23 protein-coding genes are annotated in these 19,353 nt (G+C 61.2%); 19 read left to right on the plus strand and 4 right to left on the minus strand.

Annotation, left to right across the window (positions count from 1 at the left end):
- Window positions 1-17 precede the first annotated feature (17 nt).
- The 16 genes from QRN46_RS11710 (at window position 18) to QRN46_RS11785 (ending at window position 15,750) form a co-directional block, all read left to right on the plus strand.
- The gene (locus tag QRN46_RS11710) at window positions 18-374 is read left to right on the plus strand and encodes a PilZ domain-containing protein (RefSeq protein WP_011335430.1); all 357 of its coding nucleotides are present in this window, start codon (window positions 18-20) and stop codon (window positions 372-374) included.
- Between the two features lie 15 nt (window positions 375-389).
- Window positions 390-1,175, plus strand: a complete 786-nt coding sequence (locus QRN46_RS11715) for a TatD family hydrolase (protein ID WP_201815898.1) — start codon at window positions 390-392, stop codon at window positions 1,173-1,175.
- A 341-nt stretch (window positions 1,176-1,516) separates the two neighbouring features.
- On the plus strand, window positions 1,517-2,155 hold the full coding sequence (locus QRN46_RS11720; protein WP_201815896.1) for a TetR/AcrR family transcriptional regulator: 639 nt from the start codon (window positions 1,517-1,519) through the stop codon (window positions 2,153-2,155).
- 138 nt (window positions 2,156-2,293) lie between these two features.
- Window positions 2,294-3,262: a GTP 3',8-cyclase MoaA gene (locus QRN46_RS11725; protein WP_221615406.1), complete on the plus strand. Its 969-nt coding sequence runs from the start codon at window positions 2,294-2,296 to the stop codon at window positions 3,260-3,262.
- 168 nt (window positions 3,263-3,430) lie between these two features.
- Window positions 3,431-4,036 (plus strand): DUF4823 domain-containing protein, encoded by a 606-nt coding sequence (locus QRN46_RS11730; RefSeq protein ID WP_064598539.1) that lies wholly within the window; start codon window positions 3,431-3,433, stop codon window positions 4,034-4,036.
- Window positions 4,037-4,051: 15 nt separating this feature from the next.
- Window positions 4,052-4,612: a DUF1285 domain-containing protein gene (locus QRN46_RS11735; protein WP_285354774.1), complete on the plus strand. Its 561-nt coding sequence runs from the start codon at window positions 4,052-4,054 to the stop codon at window positions 4,610-4,612.
- 101 nt (window positions 4,613-4,713) lie between these two features.
- Entirely contained in the window at window positions 4,714-5,430 is a 717-nt protein-coding gene (locus tag QRN46_RS11740) for a FadR/GntR family transcriptional regulator (protein WP_064383471.1), read from the plus strand.
- A gap of 25 nt (window positions 5,431-5,455) precedes the next feature.
- Window positions 5,456-6,331, plus strand: a complete 876-nt coding sequence (locus QRN46_RS11745; RefSeq protein ID WP_285354777.1) for an SMP-30/gluconolactonase/LRE family protein — start codon at window positions 5,456-5,458, stop codon at window positions 6,329-6,331.
- A gap of 270 nt (window positions 6,332-6,601) precedes the next feature.
- Window positions 6,602-7,420, plus strand: coding sequence for an SDR family oxidoreductase (locus QRN46_RS11750; protein WP_011335425.1), 819 nt, complete (start codon window positions 6,602-6,604; stop codon window positions 7,418-7,420).
- A 144-nt stretch (window positions 7,421-7,564) separates the two neighbouring features.
- On the plus strand, window positions 7,565-8,569 hold the full coding sequence (locus QRN46_RS11755) for a substrate-binding domain-containing protein (protein ID WP_197869173.1): 1,005 nt from the start codon (window positions 7,565-7,567) through the stop codon (window positions 8,567-8,569).
- A gap of 56 nt (window positions 8,570-8,625) precedes the next feature.
- Window positions 8,626-10,170, plus strand: a complete 1,545-nt coding sequence (gene araG / locus QRN46_RS11760; protein WP_108562965.1) for an L-arabinose ABC transporter ATP-binding protein AraG — start codon at window positions 8,626-8,628, stop codon at window positions 10,168-10,170.
- 12 nt (window positions 10,171-10,182) lie between these two features.
- Entirely contained in the window at window positions 10,183-11,151 is a 969-nt protein-coding gene (gene araH / locus QRN46_RS11765; RefSeq protein WP_011335422.1) for an L-arabinose ABC transporter permease AraH, read from the plus strand.
- Window positions 11,152-11,434: 283 nt separating this feature from the next.
- Window positions 11,435-12,148: a GntR family transcriptional regulator gene (locus tag QRN46_RS11770; RefSeq protein WP_011335421.1), complete on the plus strand. Its 714-nt coding sequence runs from the start codon at window positions 11,435-11,437 to the stop codon at window positions 12,146-12,148.
- On the plus strand, window positions 12,145-13,143 hold the full coding sequence (locus QRN46_RS11775; RefSeq protein ID WP_011335420.1) for an ADP-ribosylglycohydrolase family protein: 999 nt from the start codon (window positions 12,145-12,147) through the stop codon (window positions 13,141-13,143). Before QRN46_RS11770 ends, QRN46_RS11775 begins: the two co-directional genes overlap by 4 nt.
- A 218-nt stretch (window positions 13,144-13,361) precedes the next feature.
- A complete protein-coding gene (locus QRN46_RS11780; RefSeq protein WP_201815879.1) occupies window positions 13,362-14,828 on the plus strand; it encodes a purine-cytosine permease family protein in 1,467 nt (488 codons plus the stop codon).
- Window positions 14,821-15,750 carry a PfkB family carbohydrate kinase gene (locus QRN46_RS11785; RefSeq protein ID WP_201815870.1) on the plus strand — a complete coding sequence of 310 codons (930 nt, stop codon included), beginning with the start codon at window positions 14,821-14,823 and terminating at the stop codon, window positions 15,748-15,750. Before QRN46_RS11780 ends, QRN46_RS11785 begins: the two co-directional genes overlap by 8 nt.
- 60 nt (window positions 15,751-15,810) lie before the next feature.
- On the opposite strand, the gene QRN46_RS11790 is transcribed toward QRN46_RS11785, so the two are convergent.
- From QRN46_RS11790 to QRN46_RS11805, 4 genes are all read right to left on the minus strand, one after another.
- Window positions 15,811-16,191, minus strand: coding sequence for a Rho termination factor N-terminal domain-containing protein (locus QRN46_RS11790; RefSeq protein WP_011335417.1), 381 nt, complete (start codon window positions 16,189-16,191; stop codon window positions 15,811-15,813).
- A gap of 88 nt (window positions 16,192-16,279) precedes the next feature.
- Entirely contained in the window at window positions 16,280-16,534 is a 255-nt protein-coding gene (locus QRN46_RS11795; RefSeq protein ID WP_011335416.1) for a hypothetical protein, read from the minus strand.
- 52 nt (window positions 16,535-16,586) lie between these two features.
- Complete coding sequence (locus QRN46_RS11800; protein WP_011335415.1) at window positions 16,587-16,931, minus strand: hypothetical protein; 345 nt, start codon at window positions 16,929-16,931, stop codon at window positions 16,587-16,589.
- 82 nt (window positions 16,932-17,013) lie between these two features.
- On the minus strand, window positions 17,014-17,682 hold the full coding sequence (locus QRN46_RS11805) for an HD domain-containing protein (RefSeq protein ID WP_011335414.1): 669 nt from the start codon (window positions 17,680-17,682) through the stop codon (window positions 17,014-17,016).
- 111 nt (window positions 17,683-17,793) lie between these two features.
- On the opposite strand from QRN46_RS11805, the gene QRN46_RS11810 reads away from it, so the two are divergent.
- From QRN46_RS11810 to QRN46_RS11820, 3 genes are all read left to right on the plus strand, one after another.
- Complete coding sequence (locus QRN46_RS11810; protein WP_041475599.1) at window positions 17,794-18,273, plus strand: GNAT family N-acetyltransferase; 480 nt, start codon at window positions 17,794-17,796, stop codon at window positions 18,271-18,273.
- 328 nt (window positions 18,274-18,601) lie between these two features.
- Window positions 18,602-18,856 carry a hypothetical protein gene (locus QRN46_RS11815; protein WP_011335412.1) on the plus strand — a complete coding sequence of 85 codons (255 nt, stop codon included), beginning with the start codon at window positions 18,602-18,604 and terminating at the stop codon, window positions 18,854-18,856.
- Window positions 18,853-19,347, plus strand: coding sequence for a PAAR domain-containing protein (locus QRN46_RS11820; RefSeq protein WP_011335411.1), 495 nt, complete (start codon window positions 18,853-18,855; stop codon window positions 19,345-19,347). Before QRN46_RS11815 ends, QRN46_RS11820 begins: the two co-directional genes overlap by 4 nt.
- Window positions 19,348-19,353: the final 6 nt, after the last annotated feature.

Consider the following 19,353-nt stretch of genomic DNA (forward strand, 5'->3'; position numbering starts at 1 on the left):
CAGTAGTGGAGGTCAACATGAATGAACCTGTCAGCCCGGGGCCGCGCAACGGCATCTTGTCCCTGACCATCAAGGACAAGTCGGTCCTTTACGCCGCCTACATGCCGTTCATCAAGAACGGTGGCCTGTTCATCCCGACCAACAAGAGCTACAAGTTGGGCGACGAGGTGTTCATGCTGCTGAACCTGATGGACGAGTCGGAGAAGATTCCGGTGGCCGGCAAAGTGGCCTGGATCACCCCCAAAGGCGCCCAGGGCAACCGCGCGGCCGGCGTCGGCGTGCAATTCAACGATGGCGACAACACTGCGCGCAGTCGCATCGAAACTCATCTGGCCGGAGCCCTGAAATCCGACCGTCCCACTCATACGATGTAAGTTGCAGTCCTTTTTATGCTCGTAGATTCCCATTGTCATCTTGATCGCCTCGACCTCGCTGCTCACGACGGTTCCCTGGATGCCGCGCTGGATGCGGCCCGCGAACGCGGCGTCGGGCATTTCCTGTGCATCGGCGTCAGCGCCGACAACGCGGCCGATGTCAAAGCCTTGGCCGAGCGTTACGACGACGTCGATTGCTCGGTCGGCGTGCATCCGCTGGATGTGCAGCCGGGCGCGGCGCCGGCGCTGGACTGGCTGCTGCACGAGCTCAATCACCCGAAAGTGGTAGCGATCGGTGAAACCGGTCTGGACTATCACTATGAGCCGGAAGCCGCCGAGCTGCAGCAGGAATCGTTCCGATTGCACCTGCAAGCTGCGCAGCAGACCGGCAAACCGGTGATCATCCACACCCGTGGCGCCCGCGCCGACACACTCGAACTTTTGCGCGAAGCCGCGTTGCCTCAGGCGGGTGTGCTGCATTGCTTCACCGAAGACTGGGACATGGCCAAGGTGGCACTGGACATGGGTTATTACATTTCCCTGTCGGGCATCGTCACCTTCCGCAACGCCGATGCGTTGCGCGATGTGGCGAGCAAGGTTCCGGCCGATCGGCTGCTGGTTGAGACCGATTCGCCGTACCTGGCGCCGATCCCGTATCGCGGCAAACCGAACCTGCCGCAATACGTGCGGGAAGTGGCAGAGTTTCTGGCGATGCTGCGCGGCGAGAACTACGAGCGTTTTGCCGAGCAGACCACCGAGAACTTCAAGCGACTGTTTCCGCTGGCGCATGTAAAAGCCTGAATCGCAGGCAAAAAAAACCCGGGTTCTGGGGGGTGAATCCGGGTTAAGACCATTAGGAGTAAAACAAAGGCACGCGGTCCCTTGGTACCTTTACCGGCGCGACACTTGGGGGAGATGTCGCCCGACAGTTCAAGTATTGATCAGTCTGGCGCCGAGTCCAGTTGGCCGGCCGGGGTTTTTAAACAAATTTGGAATACGTTCGCTTCGGTTATGTTCTCATTCCCCCCGAAACGTTCGTGAAATGAACAAGAAACACAGATATGGTCGGATGATCCGTGCATTTTTGCGCAAGTTAGGCATAATACGCGGCTTCGAATTTTGACCCCTACAGACCTTTTCTTATGCACAAAGAACCTCGTAAGGTCCGTGAGTTTCGTCGCCGCGAGCAAGAAATTCTCGATACCGCGCTCAAGCTGTTCCTCGAACAAGGTGAAGACAGTGTCACCGTCGAGATGATTGCTGATGCCGTGGGTATCGGCAAAGGCACGATCTACAAGCATTTCAAGTCCAAGGCCGAGATCTATCTGCGCCTGATGCTCGATTACGAGCGCGACTTGAACGAGCTGTTGCACTCGGCCGATGTCGACAAGGACAAGGAAGCGCTGTCCCGTGCCTACTTTGAATTCCGCATGCGCGACCCGCAGCGCTATCGGCTGTTCGATCGCCTGGAAGAGAAGGTGGTCAAGGGCAATCAGGTCCCTGAGATGGTCGAGGAGCTGCACAAGATCCGTGCCTCGAACTTTGAACGCCTGACCCTGCTCATCAAGGGCCGCATCAGCGAAGGCAAGCTCGAAGACGTGCCGCCATATTTCCACTACTGCGCATCCTGGGCGCTGGTGCACGGCGCGGTGGCGCTGTATCACTCGCCGTTCTGGAGCAATGTGCTGGAAGATCAGGAAGGTTTCTTCCAGTTCCTGATGGATATCGGCGTGCGCATGGGCAACAAGCGCAAGCGCGACCCTGAAACGCCAAGCGGCTGAATCATTCAGTCGCCTTATGCGCCGTGTTTTTCGCTACATGGCGCAGTACCGCAGGAATATACTCAGGCATAGGGCTTGCTAAAACTTGAATTGTGAGTCAAGTTTTAGCCGCTCGATTTTCCATCGCCGGAGTGCTTCATGATCGTTGACCGTCAAGGCAGGCGTTTTCGCAATTTGCGGATCAGTCTGACTTCAGCCTGCAATTACGCCTGTACCTACTGCGTGCCCAACGGCAAGCGGCTGGTGGCTGCGCAGGATGAACTGTCGGCCGAGGCCATGGCGCGCGGCGTGGCTTATCTGATCGAAGCCGCCGGCATCGAGCGCCTGCGCATCACTGGTGGCGAGCCGCTGGTCAGTCCCAAACTCGAATCGTTCATGAGCGCCGTCGGCAAGATGGGGCTGGAAGACATCAGCCTGACCACCAACGGCCAGCTACTGGCGAAAAAGCTCCCGTTGCTGGTCGATGCCGGCCTGCAACGCATCAACGTTTCCCTCGATACCCTGGACGCCGGCGCGTTCCGCAGCATTGCCCGTGGCGGTGATCTGGCCACCGTGCTGGATGGCATGGATCAGGCGGCCGCGGCGGGGATGAAGATCAAGGTCAACATGGTGCCGTTGCGCGGGCAGAACCTCGACCAGGTGATGCCACTGCTCGATTACTGCCTCGAGCGCGGTTTTGAGCTGCGCTTCATCGAGCTGATGCGCATGGGCCACCTGGCCACCGATTCCAACGCCTTCCTGCAACAGTTCGTCAGCCTGCAACAGCTGCTGAGCCTGATCGGTGAACATTACGAGTACGCGCAAACCGATGCGCCAGTGGATGCCACGGCAGTTCGCTATGCGATTCCCGGCCGGGGCAACTTCGGCGTGATCGCCAACGAAAGCGTGCCGTTCTGCCGAACCTGCTCGCGCCTGCGCCTGTCGTCCACCGGATGGCTGCATGGCTGCCTGTCGTCGAGCAACCGCCACTACGTCGGTGACCTGCTCGACAAGCCACGTCACGAGGCGCTGCCGGCGTTGCAGCGGTTGCTGGTCAAGGCGCTGGGCGACAAGCAGGAAGTCGCGTTCTCCGGCGGTGCGACCGTCATGAAGATCATCGGCGGCTGAAAATCCTCATCGCGAGCAGGCTCGCTCCCACAGGTAAATGCTGACTCCTGTGGAAGCGAGCCTGCTCGCGATTACGATCGAACAATCGACGAAGATCTGGAAATGGCGCAAAAGCTGCATCCTACGGCCATTCGCCGGTTTTCCGTCACCGGCTTCTGGAGGATTAGGATGCGTAGCCTGGTTTTGCTGCTGGCCGTTTTGGCGCTGGGCGGCTGTATGACTGTCAGTGACATGGCCGAAGGGACTCGCTACCAGATGAGCGACGCGGGGCTGCTGGATCACAGCGACAGCCGTCGCGTAAACAATTTCCGCATTCAGCCGGATTCGTTCATCTACATTGCGCAAGGCTCGTTCGCACCCCCGGGTGGTTCTTACCCGCGTCCAAACGTCGTCGCCGAAGAAGCCTTCAAAGGTTTCGTCGAATACTTCCCGATGGTCCGCCGCGCCCGTGCGCCGGAAGGCCTCGACCAGGCGATGGGTGAGGCCCGCGATGCCGGTGCTCACTACCTGCTGTACACCCGTTTCGCCAAGGCCGACGACCGCATCGGCAACTCCGATGAATGGCTGGACGAGGAAGCCGTGGATCGCCTCGGTATCGACGGCGGCGTGATTCAGATCATGTTGATCGAGACCAGCACCCAGTATTTGATTGATACTGCACGGATCAAGAGTCGTGGCGGTTTACTGACGTTCCACGACAACAAGCCCGAAGACCTGATCGGCCCACCGCTTGCGCAATACGCGCGTAGCCTGCTGGGCGTCGGGGACCAGTAATTCAAGGAGTACGCCATGAGTGGCCCGCAAAAAGCCAATGACCTGCTGGGGCAAATCCCCAAAACCAAAGGCTTGCCGCCGGTGCACTCGTGGAACCCGGATTTCTGCGGCGACATCGACATGCGCATCGCCCGCGACGGCACCTGGTACTACCTGGGCACGCCGATCGGGCGCAAGCCGATGGTCAAGCTGTTCTCCACCATCATCCGCCGCGACGGCGATGATTACTTTCTGATTACTCCAGTGGAGAAAGTCGGAATCAAGGTCGACGACGCGCCATTCGTGGCGATTGCCGTCGAGGTGGAAGGCGAGGGGGAGGCGCAACTGCTGCGCTTTACCACCAATGTCGATGAAATCACCGAGGCCGGCGCGGAACATCCGATCCGCGTCGAGATCGATCCTGCAACGCAAGAACCTGCCCCTTACGTGCATGTGCGCACCAACCTCGAAGCGCTGATCCACCGCAACGTGTTCTACCAATTGGTCGAGCTCGCAGTCAGCCGTGAAATCGAAGGTCAACGCTGGCTCGGCGTCTGGAGCGGCGGCGAGTTCTTCCGCATCGGCCTCGAACCATAAAAAACCGCAGTCTGTGAAAACAGGCTGCGGTTTTTTGTCGTTGACTCTCAATCGTATGATGATTAGCGTAGGCACCCACAGCGAATCGCTTCGGGGTGTCCATGTCGAGCAGTTTTCACGCATCAACGGTTGACTGGCTGGGCGCCTGGATTGCTGCCGGCCAGGTGAAGCCGGGGCAGGCGATCAAGGTCGAGGCCGATCTGGGCGAGCAGCTCGGGGTCAGCCGCACCGTGATCCGCGAAGCCATCAAGACTCTGGTCGCCAAAGGCATGCTCGAAGTCGGGCCGAAAGTCGGCACGCGGGTGCTGCCGATCAAGCGCTGGAATCTGTTCGACCCGCAAGTCGTCGGCTGGCTGTCGCGCAGCGGCCTGCCGGAAAATTTCGTCGATGACCTGCTCGACCTGCGCCGCACCATCGAACCGATGGCGGTGCGCTGGGCCTGCGAGCGGGCGACCGTCGAACAGGTGCAAGCCGTGCGGCAGGCCTACAACGCGCTGGAACGGGCGGTCGACAGCGGCATCGATTACAACCGCGCCGACCAGTTCTTCCACGAATGCATTCTCGCCGCCAGCCACAATCAATTCATCGAGCAAATGGTGCCGGCCCTCGGCGCGCTGCTTGCCGTGTCCTTCGAAGTGTCCGCAGCCGACCCCGACGAATTGCGCCGCACCTTGCCTATTCACAAAGACATGGCCGACGCCATCGCCGCACGGGATGCCGCGCGCGGGGTGTGGGCCTGCATGACCCTGATCGACAATGCCGACCTGGCCATCAAGCGGTTCTACCCGCAGGTGATGGCCGACAAGAAAGCCAGCTGACAAAAACAACAAGACAGGAGGTTGCATGACGTGGACTGCGGTGACAGAGCATCGGGCGCAACTGGGCGAGGGCCCGTTCTGGGACGCACCGACCCAGGCACTGTACTGGGTCGACATTGCCGGCAGGCAGGCGCTGCGGCTGATCGGGCAGAACGTGCAGATCTGGCAGATGCCGGAACACGTTTCGGCGTTCATTCCCTGCGCCAGCGGTGATGCGCTGGTGACTCTGAGCAGCGGCGTCTACCGGCTTGATCTGGATTCCCCCGGGCTTGAACCGCAACTGACGCTGTTCTGCGTCGCCGATCCGCAACCGGGCAACCGTGCCAACGAAGCGCGTTGCGATGGCCAGGGCCGGTTGTGGCTCGGCACCATGCAAAACAACATTGGCGAGCAGGGCGAGGATCTGCCGATCATCCGTCGTTCCGGCGGGCTGTTCCGGATTGATCCGGATAAAAGGGTCACACCCTTGTTACGGGGGCTGGGCATTCCCAACACGCTGCTCTGGAGCGACGACGGCACCACGCTGCTGTTCGGCGACAGCCTCGAAAGCACCTTGTACCGCTATTTCATTCACACCGACGGCAACCTCGACACCGCCCAGCCCTGGTACAGCGCCGATCAGCACGGTGGCCCGGACGGTTCGGCGATGGACGCCGAAGGCTACGTCTGGAACGCCCGCTGGGACGGCAGCTGCCTGCTGCGCCTGACACCGGATGGCCAGATCGACCGCAGGATCGAACTGCCGATCAGCCGCCCGACCAGTTGCGTGTTCGGCGGCGCCGACCTGAAAACCCTGTACATCACCAGCGCTAAAAGTCCGCTGAACCACCCGCTGGACGGCGCCGTGCTGTCTTTGCGAGTGGACGTCGCCGGAAAGCTTTGTACGCGATTCGCTGGTTAAATCCCAAAATATGGGATGCAAAATTATATATTGAGATTATTTGGCGGTCGGGTTTATAGTCGGCTCCAGCAGTAACACGCACTCACACTTAAAAAGAACAAAACAGGTGAAGTGATGCAGCGAATTTTCATCGCACTCCACAGCGGAGTCAGCGCTTCGGGCCGTTTCGGTGCCGCGGCGTGCGCGCGCCTGTTTTGTTCCATAAGCCTTCCAGACCGGACATCGTCAGATGCCCGGTTTTTTTATGCTTTCGAACAGGAGTCCTGATTCATGGCTGAACCTCTGTCCCTGCCACCGGTGCCCGAGCCACCGAAAGGTGAGCGCCTGAAAAACAAGGTCGTGCTGCTGACCGGTGCCGCTCAAGGCATCGGCGAAGCAATCGTCGCGACCTTCGCCTCGCAGCAGGCCAAACTGGTGATCAGCGATATCCAGGCCGAAAAGGTCGAGAAAGTCGCCGCCCACTGGCGCGAGCAGGGCGCCGATGTGCAGGCGATCAAGGCCGACGTCTCGCGTCAGCAGGATCTGCACGCCATGGCCAAACTGGCCATCGAGCTGCACGGTCGCATCGACGTGCTGGTGAATTGCGCCGGGGTCAACGTGTTCCGCGATCCGCTGGAAATGACCGAAGAAGACTGGAAACGCTGCTTCGCCATCGACCTCGACGGCGCCTGGTATGGCTGCAAGGCCGTGCTGCCGCAGATGATTGAGCAGGGCATCGGCAGCATCATCAACATTGCGTCGACTCATTCCACCAACATCATTCCCGGCTGCTTTCCGTACCCGGTGGCCAAGCACGGCTTGCTCGGGTTGACCCGCGCGCTGGGCATCGAGTACGCGCCGAAAGGCATTCGCGTCAACGCCATCGCCCCGGGCTACATCGAAACCCAGCTCAACGTCGATTACTGGAACGGCTTCGCCGACCCACACGCCGAACGTCAGCGCGCCTTCGATCTGCACCCACCGAAACGCATCGGCCAACCGATCGAAGTGGCAATGACTGCTGTATTCCTGGCCAGCGATGAAGCGCCGTTCATCAATGCCTCGTGCATCACCATCGATGGCGGTCGCTCGGTCATGTACCACGACTGACAAAAGCGGGTTCCAGGTGGAAAGGTCCGCCTGAAATCCAATCATCATACGATATGACTATTGTCGTCATGATTCGCAGGAAACGCTTTGACCGCTTTAACGTTTTTCAAATAACGCTCAAGAAAAATAACAAGGAGTCTGCTTATGAAACGTCGTTTCGGGATTCGTACCCTGTGCAGTACCGCGCTGGCGGTCACTGCGTTCAGCCTGAGCAGTGCCCTGCTGGCCGCCGATCCGGTGAAGATCGGGTTTCTGGTCAAGCAGGCCGAAGAGCCGTGGTTCCAGACTGAATGGGCCTTCGCCGAGAAAGCTGCCAAAGACAAAGGCTTCGAGCTGATCAAGATCGCCGTGCCGGACGGCGAGAAAACCCTCTCCGCTATCGACAGCCTTGCGGCCAACGGCGCCAAGGGCTTCGTCATCTGCCCGCCGGACGTGTCGCTCGGCCCGGCGATCATGGCCAAGGCCAAGCTCAACGACCTGAAAGTGATCGCCGTCGACGACCGTTTCGTAGATGCCAACGGCAAGTTCATGGAAGACGTACCGTACCTCGGCATGGCCGCCTTCGAAGTCGGCCAGAAGCAGGGCGCCGCCATGGCTGCCGAGGCGAAAAAGCGTAACTGGGACTGGAAAGACACCTACGCGGTGGTCAACACCTACAACGAACTCGACACCGGCAAGAAGCGCACCGACGGCTCGATGAAGGCCCTCGAAGACGCGGGCATGCCGAAAGATCACATTCTGACCGCCGCCCTGAAAACCCTCGACGTACCAGGCAGCATGGACGCCACCAACTCGGCGCTGGTCAAGCTGCCGAGTGCGGCGAAGAACCTGATCATCGGCGGCATGAACGACAACACTGTGCTCGGCGGCGTGCGCGCCACTGAAGCCGCCGGTTTTGCCGCGGCCAACGTGATCGGCATCGGCATCAACGGCACCGACGCCATCGGCGAGCTGAAAAAGCCCAACAGCGGCTTCTACGGTTCGATGCTGCCGAGCCCGCACATTGAAGGCTACAAGACCGCCGAGATGATGTACGAGTGGGTCACCACCGGCAAGGAACCGCCGAAGTACACCGCAATGGACGACGTCACCCTGATCACCCGCGACAACTTCAAGCAGGAGCTGGAGAAGATCGGTCTGTGGAACTGACGGCAGCGGCGGCCCGGCCAGCCGGGCCGCTTGAACGGTGTGATGAGGTGGCTTAAATGCACGCGCAAGTACAGACACAAGAACACAGCGCCAGCGGCAGCCTGCGTTTCAACGGGATCGGCAAGACCTTCCCGGGCGTGAAGGCGCTGGACGGCATCAGTTTCGTCGCGCATCCCGGGCAGGTTCACGCCTTGATGGGCGAGAACGGCGCCGGCAAATCGACCCTGTTGAAAATCCTCGGTGGCGCCTACATTCCGAGCAGCGGCGAGCTGCAGATTGGCGAGCGGACGATGGCCTTCAAGTCCACTGCCGACAGCATCGGCAGCGGCGTGGCGGTGATTCACCAGGAACTGCATCTGGTGCCGGAAATGACTGTGGCCGAGAACCTGTTTCTCGGTCACCTGCCGGCCAGTTTCGGCCTGATCAATCGCGGCGCGCTGCGCCAGCAAGCCTTGGCTTGCCTCAAAGGCCTGGCCGATGAAATCGACCCGCAGACCAAGGTCGGACGCCTGTCCCTCGGCCAGCGGCAACTGGTGGAAATCGCCAAGGCGTTGTCCCGTGGCGCGCATGTGATTGCCTTTGACGAACCGACCAGCAGCCTCTCGGCGCGGGAAATCGACCGCTTGATGGCGATCATCGGCCGACTGCGCGACGAGGGCAAAGTCGTGCTCTACGTCTCCCATCGCATGGAAGAAGTGTTCCGCATCTGCGACGCGGTGACGGTGTTCAAGGACGGTCGCTACGTGCGCACCTTCGACGACATGAGCCAGTTGACCCACGATCAACTGGTGACCTGCATGGTCGGTCGCGACATTCAGGACATCTACGATTATCGCGGTCGCCCGCGCGGTGCCGTGGCGCTGAGAGTCGATGGCTTGCTTGGCCCGGGCCTGCGCGAGCCGATCAGTTTCGATGCGCACAAGGGCGAGATTCTGGGTTTGTTCGGGCTGGTCGGGGCCGGGCGCACCGAGCTGTTCCGGCTGCTCAGCGGTCTGGAGCGCAACACCGCCGGACGCCTGGAATTGCGCGGCCATGAACTGAAGCTGCGTTCGCCCCGCGATGCGATTGCCGCCGGGATTCTGCTGTGCCCGGAGGATCGCAAGAAGGAAGGCATCATTCCGCTTGCCAGTGTCGCCGAGAACATCAACATCAGTGCGCGCGGTGCGCATTCCGGGCTCGGCTGCCTGCTGCGCGGGATTTGGGAAAAGGGCAACGCCGAGAAACAGATCAAGGCCCTGAAAGTGAAAACGCCCCACGCCGGGCAACAGATCAAGTTCCTGTCCGGCGGCAATCAGCAGAAGGCGATTCTCGGCCGCTGGCTGTCGATGCCGATGAAAGTCCTGCTGCTCGACGAGCCGACCCGGGGTATCGACATCGGCGCCAAGGCCGAGATCTACCAGATCATCCATAACCTGGCCGCCGACGGTATTTCGGTAATCGTGGTGTCCAGCGATCTGATGGAAGTGATGGGTATTTCCGACCGCATTCTGGTGCTGTGCGAGGGCGCCTTGCGTGGCGAAGTCAGCCGCGACCAGGCCAACGAATCCAACCTGCTGCAACTGGCTTTGCCGCGCCACCGCGCTGACGGCGTGGCGAACTGAGAGGTGACTATGATGACAACCCAAAACGAAACCCTGCCGACCGAGCGCAAACCTCTGGATATGCGGCGCTTCCTCGACGACTGGGTGATGCTGCTGGCGGCGGTGGGCATTTTTGTCGCCTGCACCTTGCTGATCGACAACTTCCTCTCGCCGCTGAACATGCGTGGCCTGGGCCTGGCGATCTCCACTACCGGGATCGCCGCGTGCACCATGTTGTACTGCCTGGCGTCGGGGCATTTCGACTTGTCGGTGGGTTCGGTAATCGCCTGCGCCGGGGTGGTCGCGGCGGTGGTGATGCGCGACACCAACAGCGTGTTTCTCGGCGTCAGCGCCGCGCTGGTGATGGGCCTGATCGTCGGCCTGATCAACGGCATCGTGATCGCCAAGTTGCGGGTCAACGCGTTGATCACGACGCTGGCGACCATGCAGATCGTCCGTGGCCTGGCCTACATTTTTGCCAACGGCAAAGCAGTGGGCGTGTCCCAGGAATCGTTCTTCGTGTTCGGCAACGGCCAGTTGTTCGGCGTGCCGGTGCCGATCCTGATCACCATCGTCTGCTTCCTGTTTTTCGGCTGGCTGCTGAACTACACGACCTACGGGCGCAACACCATGGCCATTGGCGGCAACCAGGAAGCGGCGCTGCTGGCGGGGGTGAATGTTGATCGCACGAAGATCATCATTTTCGCGGTGCATGGGGTGATTGGTGCGTTGGCGGGGGTGATTCTGGCTTCGCGGATGACTTCAGGGCAGCCGATGATCGGGCAGGGTTTTGAGCTGACGGTGATTTCGGCTTGCGTGCTGGGCGGGGTGTCGCTGAGTGGCGGGATCGGGATGATCCGGCATGTGATTGCCGGGGTCTTGATTCTGGCGATTATCGAGAATGCGATGAACCTGAAGAATATCGACACGTTTTATCAGTATGTGATTCGTGGGTCGATTCTGCTGTTGGCTGTTGTCATTGACCGTCTGAAACAGCGCTGAGATCAAGAGCTCCCTCACCCCCCGCCCTCTCCCGGAGGGAGAGGGAGCTGACCGAGGTGTCTTGCGCTCTACATTGACCTGAAGAATTCAGTCGATTATGGATTCAGCGAGCGGGCTCAGGTCGGCGTATCTCCCAAATATCCCCCATTCAGTTCCCTCTCCCTCCGGGAGAGGGCTAGGCGGGCGGCGTTCCGATGAGGGCGCTCTTGATCTTCCCGCCTTCCGTCACCCCACCCAAAATTTCCCTTGCCCGTCTCAACCCGTTTCGGTTATCACTTTGTACATGATTAGACAGGTACGATTTGACAAGAAACAACGGGTGGTCGACGAGCTCGTCCGACGCATCGAAAGCGGCCTCATGGAGGACGGCTTTCTGTTGCCCGGCGAGCATCAGTTGGCTCAGGAATTCAACGTCAGCCGAGGCACGTTGCGCGAAGCGCTGGCCGAACTGAAGCGGCGCAATTACATCGCCACGCAAAGCGGGGTCGGTTCCATCGTCACGTTTGACGGGGTGGTACTCGACCAGCGCAGCGGCTGGGCCCAGGCCCTGGCCGACAGCGGGGCGCTGATCAATACCGACGTGTTGCGCCTGGAAGCCGTGACCCGCGAGGATCTGTTGCCGCGTTTCGGCTCCGATCAATTCATTCTTCTCGAACGTCGCCGCCGTTCCAACGATGGCACGGCGGTGTCCCTTGAACGCTCTCTGATGCCCGCCAGCGGAGGCCTGGAAAGCCTGCCGCGAGTGGGCCTGATCGATAACTCGCTGACCATCACCCTGGCCGCCTACGGCTACATCGGCGAGCGCGGCGATCAGTGGATCGGTGCCGAACCGCTCAACGCCGTGGATGCCAAACTGCTCGGCCGTCCCGAAGGCACGGTATTCCTCAAGGCGCTGCGCACCACGTATGACCGGCAAAACCGTTTCATGGAACAGGTCGAAAGCCTGCTCGACCCGGTGCATTTCCGGCTGCACCTGCAATTTGGAGAATCGAAATGACCGCCCTTGACCGTGCCCTGGGCGCGTTTTACGGCCTGGCCCTCGGCGACGCGTTGGGCATGCCGACCCAATCCCTGAACCGCGAAACCATCAAGCAGCGCTTCGGCCAGATTACCGAACTGCAGGACGCCGGCCCCTTGCAGCCGATTGCCGCGAACATGCCCAAGGGCTCGATTACCGATGACACCGAACAGGCGATTCTGGTCGGCGAGTTGCTGGTTGAAGGCAAGGGCCGGATCGAACCGGCGGTGCTCGCGCAACGGCTGATCGAATGGGAAGCCGAGATGCAGGCCAAGGGCTCGCAGGACTTGCTCGGTCCGTCGACCAAACGTGCGATCGAAATGATCCTCGCCGGCCACTCGCCGGAAGAGGCCGGACGTTACGGCACCACCAACGGCGCAGCGATGCGCATCACCCCGGTGGGGATCGCGGCGGATGTCGCCGACTCCGAACGCTTTATCGCGGCGGTGGTGCAGGCCTGTCAGGTCACTCACAACACTACGCTGGGGATTTCCAGCGCAGCGGCGGTGGCGGCGGTGGTTTCGGCCGGCATCAACGGTCTGGATCTGGGTGAGGCGCTGAACCTCGGCCAACAGATCGCCCAGCAAGCGGAGTCTCACGGGCACTGGGTGGCCGGCGGGCGTATCGCGTCGCGGATCAGTTGGGCGCGCAGCATCAGTGTCGAAAGCGACCCGGTGTTGCTCGCGGATCTGCTGTACGACGTGATCGGCACCTCGGTGGCGTCGCAGGAATCGGTCGTAGTGTCGTTCGCCCTCGCGCAGCAAGTCGCGGTCGGTGAAATGACGCCGTTCGATGCGCTGTGCATGGCCGCGAGCCTGGGTGGCGACACCGACACCATCGCCGCGATTCTCGGCGCCATGCTCGGGGCCTGCCTGGGCCTGCAGAGCTGGCCGGTGCCGATGATCGAGACGGTGAAGGCCGTCAATGGTCTGGAGCTGGAACCGTTGGTGACAGGGCTGTTGGCCTTGCGCTGATTGAACTGACGTTATCGTCGGATCGCCGCCCGGAGCAAGTTTGCTCCCACAGGGGTAACGCCGTACTTGTGGGAGCGAGCTTGCTCGAGATGGCCGCGCCGCAAATCCTGAATACTCACCCGCAATGGATCGCGCAGACAGGCCCAGGAAGGGGCGGGATGTCTTGTCGTTCTGCGTCATTGCCACAACCACAATAAAGGCAAACAGGAGCATTTTTCATGAGTTCATCGAACACCGGGCAAAGCGCCGGGCAACTGGAAACCCGGGGCATCGAACCGGTGCCGGAAGGCGAGTGCAACGGCCATCCGCTGCAACTGTTCTGGGTCTGGTTCGCTGCCAACATTTCCATCCTCGGCCTGCCGCTGGGCGCCACGCTGGTTGCGTTTCGCGGCCTGGCGATCTGGCAGGCAATCATCGTCGCGATCCTCGGCGCTGCCGGTTCGTTCGCGGTGGTGGGGATCATCTCGATCGCCGGCCGTCGCGGTCGTGCGCCGAGCCTGACGCTGTCGCGGGCGATCTTCGGTGTGCGCGGCAATATCGGCCCGACGCTGGTGTCGCTGATGTCGCGCCTGGGCTGGGAAACCGTCAACACCACCACGGCGGCGTTCGTGCTGCTGTCGTTGTGCTCGATCCTGTTCGGCTCGCCGGTGGAAGCCAAAAGCGCGCCGGTGCTGACCCTGATTTTCATCGCGATTTTCGTGCTGCTGACCCTGTCGGTGTCCGGCCTCGGCCACGCCACCTTGCTGGTGATCCAGAAGTGGGCGACCTACGTGTTCGGCGCCCTGAACATTCTGGTCGGCGGCTTCCTCTGCGCGACCATCGACTGGAGCGCGGTGTTCAACGCCACGCCGGCACCAATGAGCGCGATGATCATCGGTATCGGCACCATGGCCGCCGGCACTGGGATTGGCTGGGCGAATGCCGGTGCCGACATGTCGCGCTATCAGCATCGCAGCGTCAAAGCCGTGCGCCTGGTCGCTTCGGCGGCGTTCGGCGCGGGGATTCCGCTGGTGCTGCTGATCACCCTCGGCGGCTTGCTGTCGGTGGGCAACAACGATCTGGCGTCGGCGACTGATCCGATCGTGGCGATCCGCGACATGCTGCCGACCTGGATGGCCGTGCCGTACCTGATCACCGCATTCGGTGGTCTGCTGCTGTCGAACAACCTGTCGGTGTACTCCGCCGGTCTGACCACGCTGACCCTTGGCCTGAAGGTCAAGCGCGTGTACGCGGTAGTGGTCGACATCGTTGCGATATTCGCCGGTTCGATCTACTTCATGCTGATCGCCGACAGCTTCTACGGCCCGTTCATTACCTTCATTTCCCTGCTGGCGGTGCCGATCACCGCGTGGGTCGGGATCTTCGTGGTCGACCTGATTCACCGTCACTACTACAGCCCCAAAGACCTGCTCGACGTCAGTCCGAGCAGCGCCTACTGGTACAGCGGCGGCATCGAGTGGCGCGCATTCGGCGCGTGGGCGATCGCGATCGTGCTGGGCTTCAGTTTTACCACCATCGGCACCACGGCTGAAAATGTCTGGTTCAAGGGCTTCCTGTCCGACTCGTGGCTGGGCCACAACGGCCTCGGCTGGATCGTGACGTTCGTGGTCGCCGGCGGCATTTACTTCGTACTCGGCGGGGCGAGAGATCGCCGCGCCGCGCAATCCGAGAATGCTCATGCCTAAGATGTTGCACACCGGCCAAGTCATCATTGACCTGGTCATGGCCGTGGATGCGCTGCCGCAGATCGGCGGTGACGTGCTGGCGCAGTCCGCCAGTTTCGAAGCCGGCGGCGGCTTCAATGTGATGGCTGCCGCTGCGCGCAACGGCTTGCCGGTGGTCTATCTCGGTCGTCATGGCAATGGGCGTTTCGGTGATCTGGCACGGCAGGCGATGAACGCCGAAGGCATCCGCATCGGCATCGAACAACCTGCAGAACGTGACACCGGGATCTGCGTGGCGCTGACCGATGCGTCGGCCGAGCGCAGTTTCATTTCCTACATCGGCGCCGAAGGCGAGGTCACGACGGCGGAGCTGAACAGCGTCACCGCCGAGGAGGGGGACTACGTCTACGTCAGCGGCTACAGCCTGCTGCACAGCGGCAAGGCCCAGGCGTTGCTGGACTGGACGCTGGCGCTGCCGAGGACGATCAACGTGGTGTTCGATCCGGGCCCGCTGGTGGAATCGCCGGACTCACCGATGATGCAGGCGTTGCTGCCGCGCATTGATGTGTGGACCAGCAACAGCGTCGAGGCACTGCGCTTCACTGGCGCGGCGGATATCGAAACCGCGCTGGACCGGTTGACCATGCACCTGCCACTTGAGGTGCTGATGGTCGTGCGCGACGGCCCGCAGGGTTGCTGGATTCATCAGTGCGGTGAACGTCAGCATGTGCCGGGCTTCAAGGTGCAGGCAGTGGACAGCAACGGCGCGGGCGATGCGCATGCCGGCGTATTCGTCGCCGGGCTGGCACAAGGACTGGCCGCTCACGAAGCCGCAAGGCGCGCCAACGCTGCGGCTGCGTTAGCGGTCACTCGCTGGGGCCCGGCGACCGCCCCTGGCACGGCGGAGGTTGATGTGCTGATCAGCAAAAAATGCACTGACTGAACGATCGCAATCGCTGGCTTGCCAGCGATAAGGCCTTCATCCGTTACATCCAGTCTGGACCTAGCCGGCTCTGCGCAACGCCGCAATCAACTCATCTTTACGCATCGACGAACGCCCGGGGATTTTCCGCTCCCGGGCCTCCTTGCGCAGGCTGTCGACCGTCTGCACTTCGCGTGAAGCCTTGCTATCGCGCGAATGTCCCTCGCGGCTTGCTGTCGCGCGCCGCGCCGACTCCTTGCGATCCGCAGCTTTGGCGCTGGCCGGTTTCCGACGCCCGGAACCTCCGGCCTTCTCGCCGCCGCCGGACTGTTTGTTCACCGTCGCCCAGGCGCGGGCCTCGGCTTCGTCCTTGGACATCCCTTTGTTTTGATAACTGTCTTCGATGTGTTCGGCTTTGCGCTTCTGTTCTTCAGTGTATTTGGCTTTGCTTCCACGAGGCATGGCGAGTCTCCTGGTGGTTGGATGAATCTCGGTATGAACCGGCGCAGGCATTGCATTCGAACACTGCTTGCGCCAGTGACTGGAGGCGTCAGGTATCGAGTTTACGGGCCGCTTCCACACCCGCAGCGCTGAGCTTGATCGGCAGATTCAGCGAATGCTCTCCCGCTTCATTGCACGTGATGTGTCCGTGGTGAATCAGTCCACGCTCCTGCAGGGCGGCGAGGGCACTGGCCACGACTTTCTCGCCGCGATAATTGTCCAGCACCTCTTTGCCGAGGCCGCTCGGATGGGCATGCAACAGGCGGGTGAGGACTTCTTTTTCCAGGTTTTTATCGACGTTCATGGTTACCTCTTCAGGGAAGTGGATAAGACACGTTGCGTGGATGAAGCATGGATCACTGTCCTGCGCCTTCAGAACCCGAACCACCCGTGGTGGTTTTCGAGCCGACGCCGGGACCGGCGTTGTCGGGGGCGGCCGGAGCGTCGGGGGTGTTCATGCCGCCCTGGCGACCGGGATCGCTGCCCTGGGTGCGAGGATCGGTTCCCGTCGCGGGTGGCTGATTGATCAGCGGTACACCCGAACCGTCGGTATTCATACCGGGGGCACTGTTGATGGCGGGGGCTCTTGGCTGGGTAACCGGATCGGTCGGCCCGGTGCCGGCGGCGGTAGTCGAGGCGGCGAATACCGCCGGACTGAGGAGGGTTGCGAATACGAGCGCAGTCAACCTTGACGGGATCATAGGGGGTCTCCAGTGATTGAAATCCTTACCTCACGTTGGTCTGCCCTCGTGAAAGATTGGTGCCTGATGAGCGACGAACGGTTCAGAAGGGCTGAGCGCTTTCGAGGCCGATCTCTTCATTGAATTGCTCCATGAAGCCTTTCAGGCGTTGATGGCGGAGCTGTGCCAGACGTTGACCGGCAGCGGTGTGGAAACCGTCGGCAAGGTGCAGCAGTTTGATCTGGAAATGGTCGAGGCAGAATCGCTTGTCGTCGTAGTCCCTGTCCCGGGCCTCGGGATCGTGCGGGTCATACAGCGCGCTGCCCATCCGTCCGGCTGTGTAGAAGGTGCGGGCGACGCCGAGCATGCCGAGGGAATCGAGACGGTCGGCGTCCTGCATCAGTCGGGCTTCGAGGGTTAGCGGGGTGATGTTGGCGGAAAAGCTGTGGGCTTCGATGGCGTGGGTGACGGCATCTATTTTGGCCTCGGGCCAGTTCAGGTTTGTCAGCACCTTTGAAGCTTTTTCCGCTGCCAGACGCGATGCCTGTGAGCGCAGTGGCGAGTTCTTTTCCACCGCCACGCAATCGTGCAGCAGCACGGCCGCGAGCAGTACTTCAAGGTCGCCACCTTCCTCGATCTGCAAGGTGCGCGCGTTGTGCCAGACCCGTTGCAGGTGCGACAGATCGTGGGCGCCGTCCTCCGACGGTTCCAGCGCGTGGGGCAGCAGTTCGGCGGCGAGCTCCGTGAGAGGTGAAAAAACGAGATTGTTCATGGGAGTCCTTGCGAGTCATCGGCCGCGCTAGCCTAATCCGTGGATTGCCATGTGACGAGCGCCGCGCGCCGCCTTAGTATGGCGTTTTACTTTTTCCGACAAGGCCCGTCCATGACGATCGAGATCCGCCCGGCGACCCCCAGCGATGCACCGCAAATCCTCGCGTTCATCACCGAATTGGCAGACTTCGAAAAGGCCCGTCACGAAGTCATCGCCAGCGTCGCGGACATTGAACGCAGCCTGTTCAGCGAAGGCGCCACGGCACATGGCCTGATCTGCCTGCGCGACGGCTTGCCGATCGGTTTTGCGGTGTTCTTCTTCAGCTATTCGACCTGGCTGGGCAGCAACTGCCTGTACCTCGAAGACCTCTACATCACCCCGGAACAACGGGGCGGCGGCGCCGGAAAAACCCTGCTGCGCCACCTCGCAAAAATCGCCTGCGCCAACGACTGCGGCCGCTTCGAATGGAGCGTGCTGGACTGGAACACCCCGGCCATCGAATTCTACAAATCCCTCGGCGCCCAGCCGCAGGAAGAGTGGGTGAGGTATCGCATGGATGGCAAGGTATTGCGGGAGTTTGCCGAGGGCTGAATAAATAGTGGCAATCTGATTATTGATTCGATTGTCCAAACCGCTCTGGTCCGGCATTCTACGCGCCATTTTTGCGCGCTCACGGACGACACCTGCAATGCCTCTGGCACTCTTTCTCCACGCCCGTGGAGCCTTCGCTGCGTCAACGAGTGACCGGCGATGAGCGGACTACGGGCGTCGATCCGCCTGTACGGTCTGGTCAAAAAACTCGGTTCAAGCGACAACCCGAACCGCCAACTGGTGGACATCCTCTGCACCGTTAACCGCCTCGGTGGCAAAGCCATCCGTGCGTTTTTCTCGGGCCTCGATGCCGAGCTGATGACGCCTAGTGCAAACCACCTACGACCAGCATCGACTGACCGGCTACAACACCTTGCTCAACCAGCTCGACGACGCCACATCTACCGAGCTGAACTGGTTTGCCGATGAAACCTGGCAACAACTGCAAACCCTCACCCCGAACAGCCGCGAGCATTGTCACGCGCTTTTCGATTCCGTCGACAACCGCTGGCGTTTCGCCGCGACCGATGTCGACCTCTATCAGCCACACCTGGAACCTCTGAAGCAAGGAGCTTTGAATTGAGTGGTAAACCCGCTGCACGCGTCACCGACCCAACCGGCTGCCCACTGCCTGGTCATGGCAACAACCCGATCGTCTCCGGCTCGCCGGACGTGTTCTTCGACGGGCTCCCCGCCGCGCGCATGACCGATAAATCGGCGTGTGGCAGCCCGATAACCGGCGGTGTTTCCGCCACGGTCTTCATCAACGGCCTGAATGCCGCGATGCTCGACAGCACCGGCGGGCACGGCAATGTCGTGGTCGGTGGGTCGGGGACGGTGATTATTGGACAGAGCGGGGGAGGGGCGGCGTTTAGCGGGTTGTCGCCGATGCCGGTGCATTTCAATGATCGGATGCAGGTGATTAACGAAATTACTGGTGAGCCCATGCCAAATCACCCTTACGCGATTCAACGCGCTGATGGGAGCGTGGAGCACGGCGTAACCAATGACGCGGGGTTTACCCATACCGTGAGTTCGCATTTGCCTGAGTCGATCAAGCTGTTCGTGGAGTAGGAAGAT

The sequence above is a fragment of the Pseudomonas sp. lyk4-R2A-10 genome (genome assembly GCF_030209075.1).
In the GTDB taxonomy this organism is placed as follows: Bacteria; Pseudomonadota; Gammaproteobacteria; order Pseudomonadales; family Pseudomonadaceae; genus Aquipseudomonas; species Aquipseudomonas glycinae.

Excerpts from the sequence above, each read along its gene's own strand:
- QRN46_RS11710 (WP_011335430.1), top strand. The coding sequence starts at position 18 with ATGAATGAACCTGTCAGCCCGGGGCCGCGCAACGGCATCTTGTCCCTG.
- QRN46_RS11715 (WP_201815898.1), top strand. The coding sequence starts at position 390 with ATGCTCGTAGATTCCCATTGTCATCTTGATCGCCTCGACCTCGCTGCT.
- QRN46_RS11720 (WP_201815896.1), top strand. The coding sequence starts at position 1,517 with ATGCACAAAGAACCTCGTAAGGTCCGTGAGTTTCGTCGCCGCGAGCAA.
- QRN46_RS11725 (WP_221615406.1), top strand. The coding sequence starts at position 2,294 with ATGATCGTTGACCGTCAAGGCAGGCGTTTTCGCAATTTGCGGATCAGT.
- QRN46_RS11730 (WP_064598539.1), top strand. The coding sequence starts at position 3,431 with ATGCGTAGCCTGGTTTTGCTGCTGGCCGTTTTGGCGCTGGGCGGCTGT.
- QRN46_RS11735 (WP_285354774.1), top strand. The coding sequence starts at position 4,052 with ATGAGTGGCCCGCAAAAAGCCAATGACCTGCTGGGGCAAATCCCCAAA.
- QRN46_RS11740 (WP_064383471.1), top strand. The coding sequence starts at position 4,714 with ATGTCGAGCAGTTTTCACGCATCAACGGTTGACTGGCTGGGCGCCTGG.
- QRN46_RS11745 (WP_285354777.1), top strand. The coding sequence starts at position 5,456 with ATGACGTGGACTGCGGTGACAGAGCATCGGGCGCAACTGGGCGAGGGC.
- QRN46_RS11750 (WP_011335425.1), top strand. The coding sequence starts at position 6,602 with ATGGCTGAACCTCTGTCCCTGCCACCGGTGCCCGAGCCACCGAAAGGT.
- QRN46_RS11755 (WP_197869173.1), top strand. The coding sequence starts at position 7,565 with ATGAAACGTCGTTTCGGGATTCGTACCCTGTGCAGTACCGCGCTGGCG.
- araG (WP_108562965.1), top strand. The coding sequence starts at position 8,626 with ATGCACGCGCAAGTACAGACACAAGAACACAGCGCCAGCGGCAGCCTG.
- araH (WP_011335422.1), top strand. The coding sequence starts at position 10,183 with ATGACAACCCAAAACGAAACCCTGCCGACCGAGCGCAAACCTCTGGAT.
- QRN46_RS11770 (WP_011335421.1), top strand. The coding sequence starts at position 11,435 with ATGATTAGACAGGTACGATTTGACAAGAAACAACGGGTGGTCGACGAG.
- QRN46_RS11775 (WP_011335420.1), top strand. The coding sequence starts at position 12,145 with ATGACCGCCCTTGACCGTGCCCTGGGCGCGTTTTACGGCCTGGCCCTC.
- QRN46_RS11780 (WP_201815879.1), top strand. The coding sequence starts at position 13,362 with ATGAGTTCATCGAACACCGGGCAAAGCGCCGGGCAACTGGAAACCCGG.
- QRN46_RS11785 (WP_201815870.1), top strand. The coding sequence starts at position 14,821 with ATGCCTAAGATGTTGCACACCGGCCAAGTCATCATTGACCTGGTCATG.
- QRN46_RS11790 (WP_011335417.1), bottom strand. The coding sequence starts at position 16,191 with ATGCCTCGTGGAAGCAAAGCCAAATACACTGAAGAACAGAAGCGCAAA.
- QRN46_RS11795 (WP_011335416.1), bottom strand. The coding sequence starts at position 16,534 with ATGAACGTCGATAAAAACCTGGAAAAAGAAGTCCTCACCCGCCTGTTG.
- QRN46_RS11800 (WP_011335415.1), bottom strand. The coding sequence starts at position 16,931 with ATGATCCCGTCAAGGTTGACTGCGCTCGTATTCGCAACCCTCCTCAGT.
- QRN46_RS11805 (WP_011335414.1), bottom strand. The coding sequence starts at position 17,682 with ATGAACAATCTCGTTTTTTCACCTCTCACGGAGCTCGCCGCCGAACTG.
- QRN46_RS11810 (WP_041475599.1), top strand. The coding sequence starts at position 17,794 with ATGACGATCGAGATCCGCCCGGCGACCCCCAGCGATGCACCGCAAATC.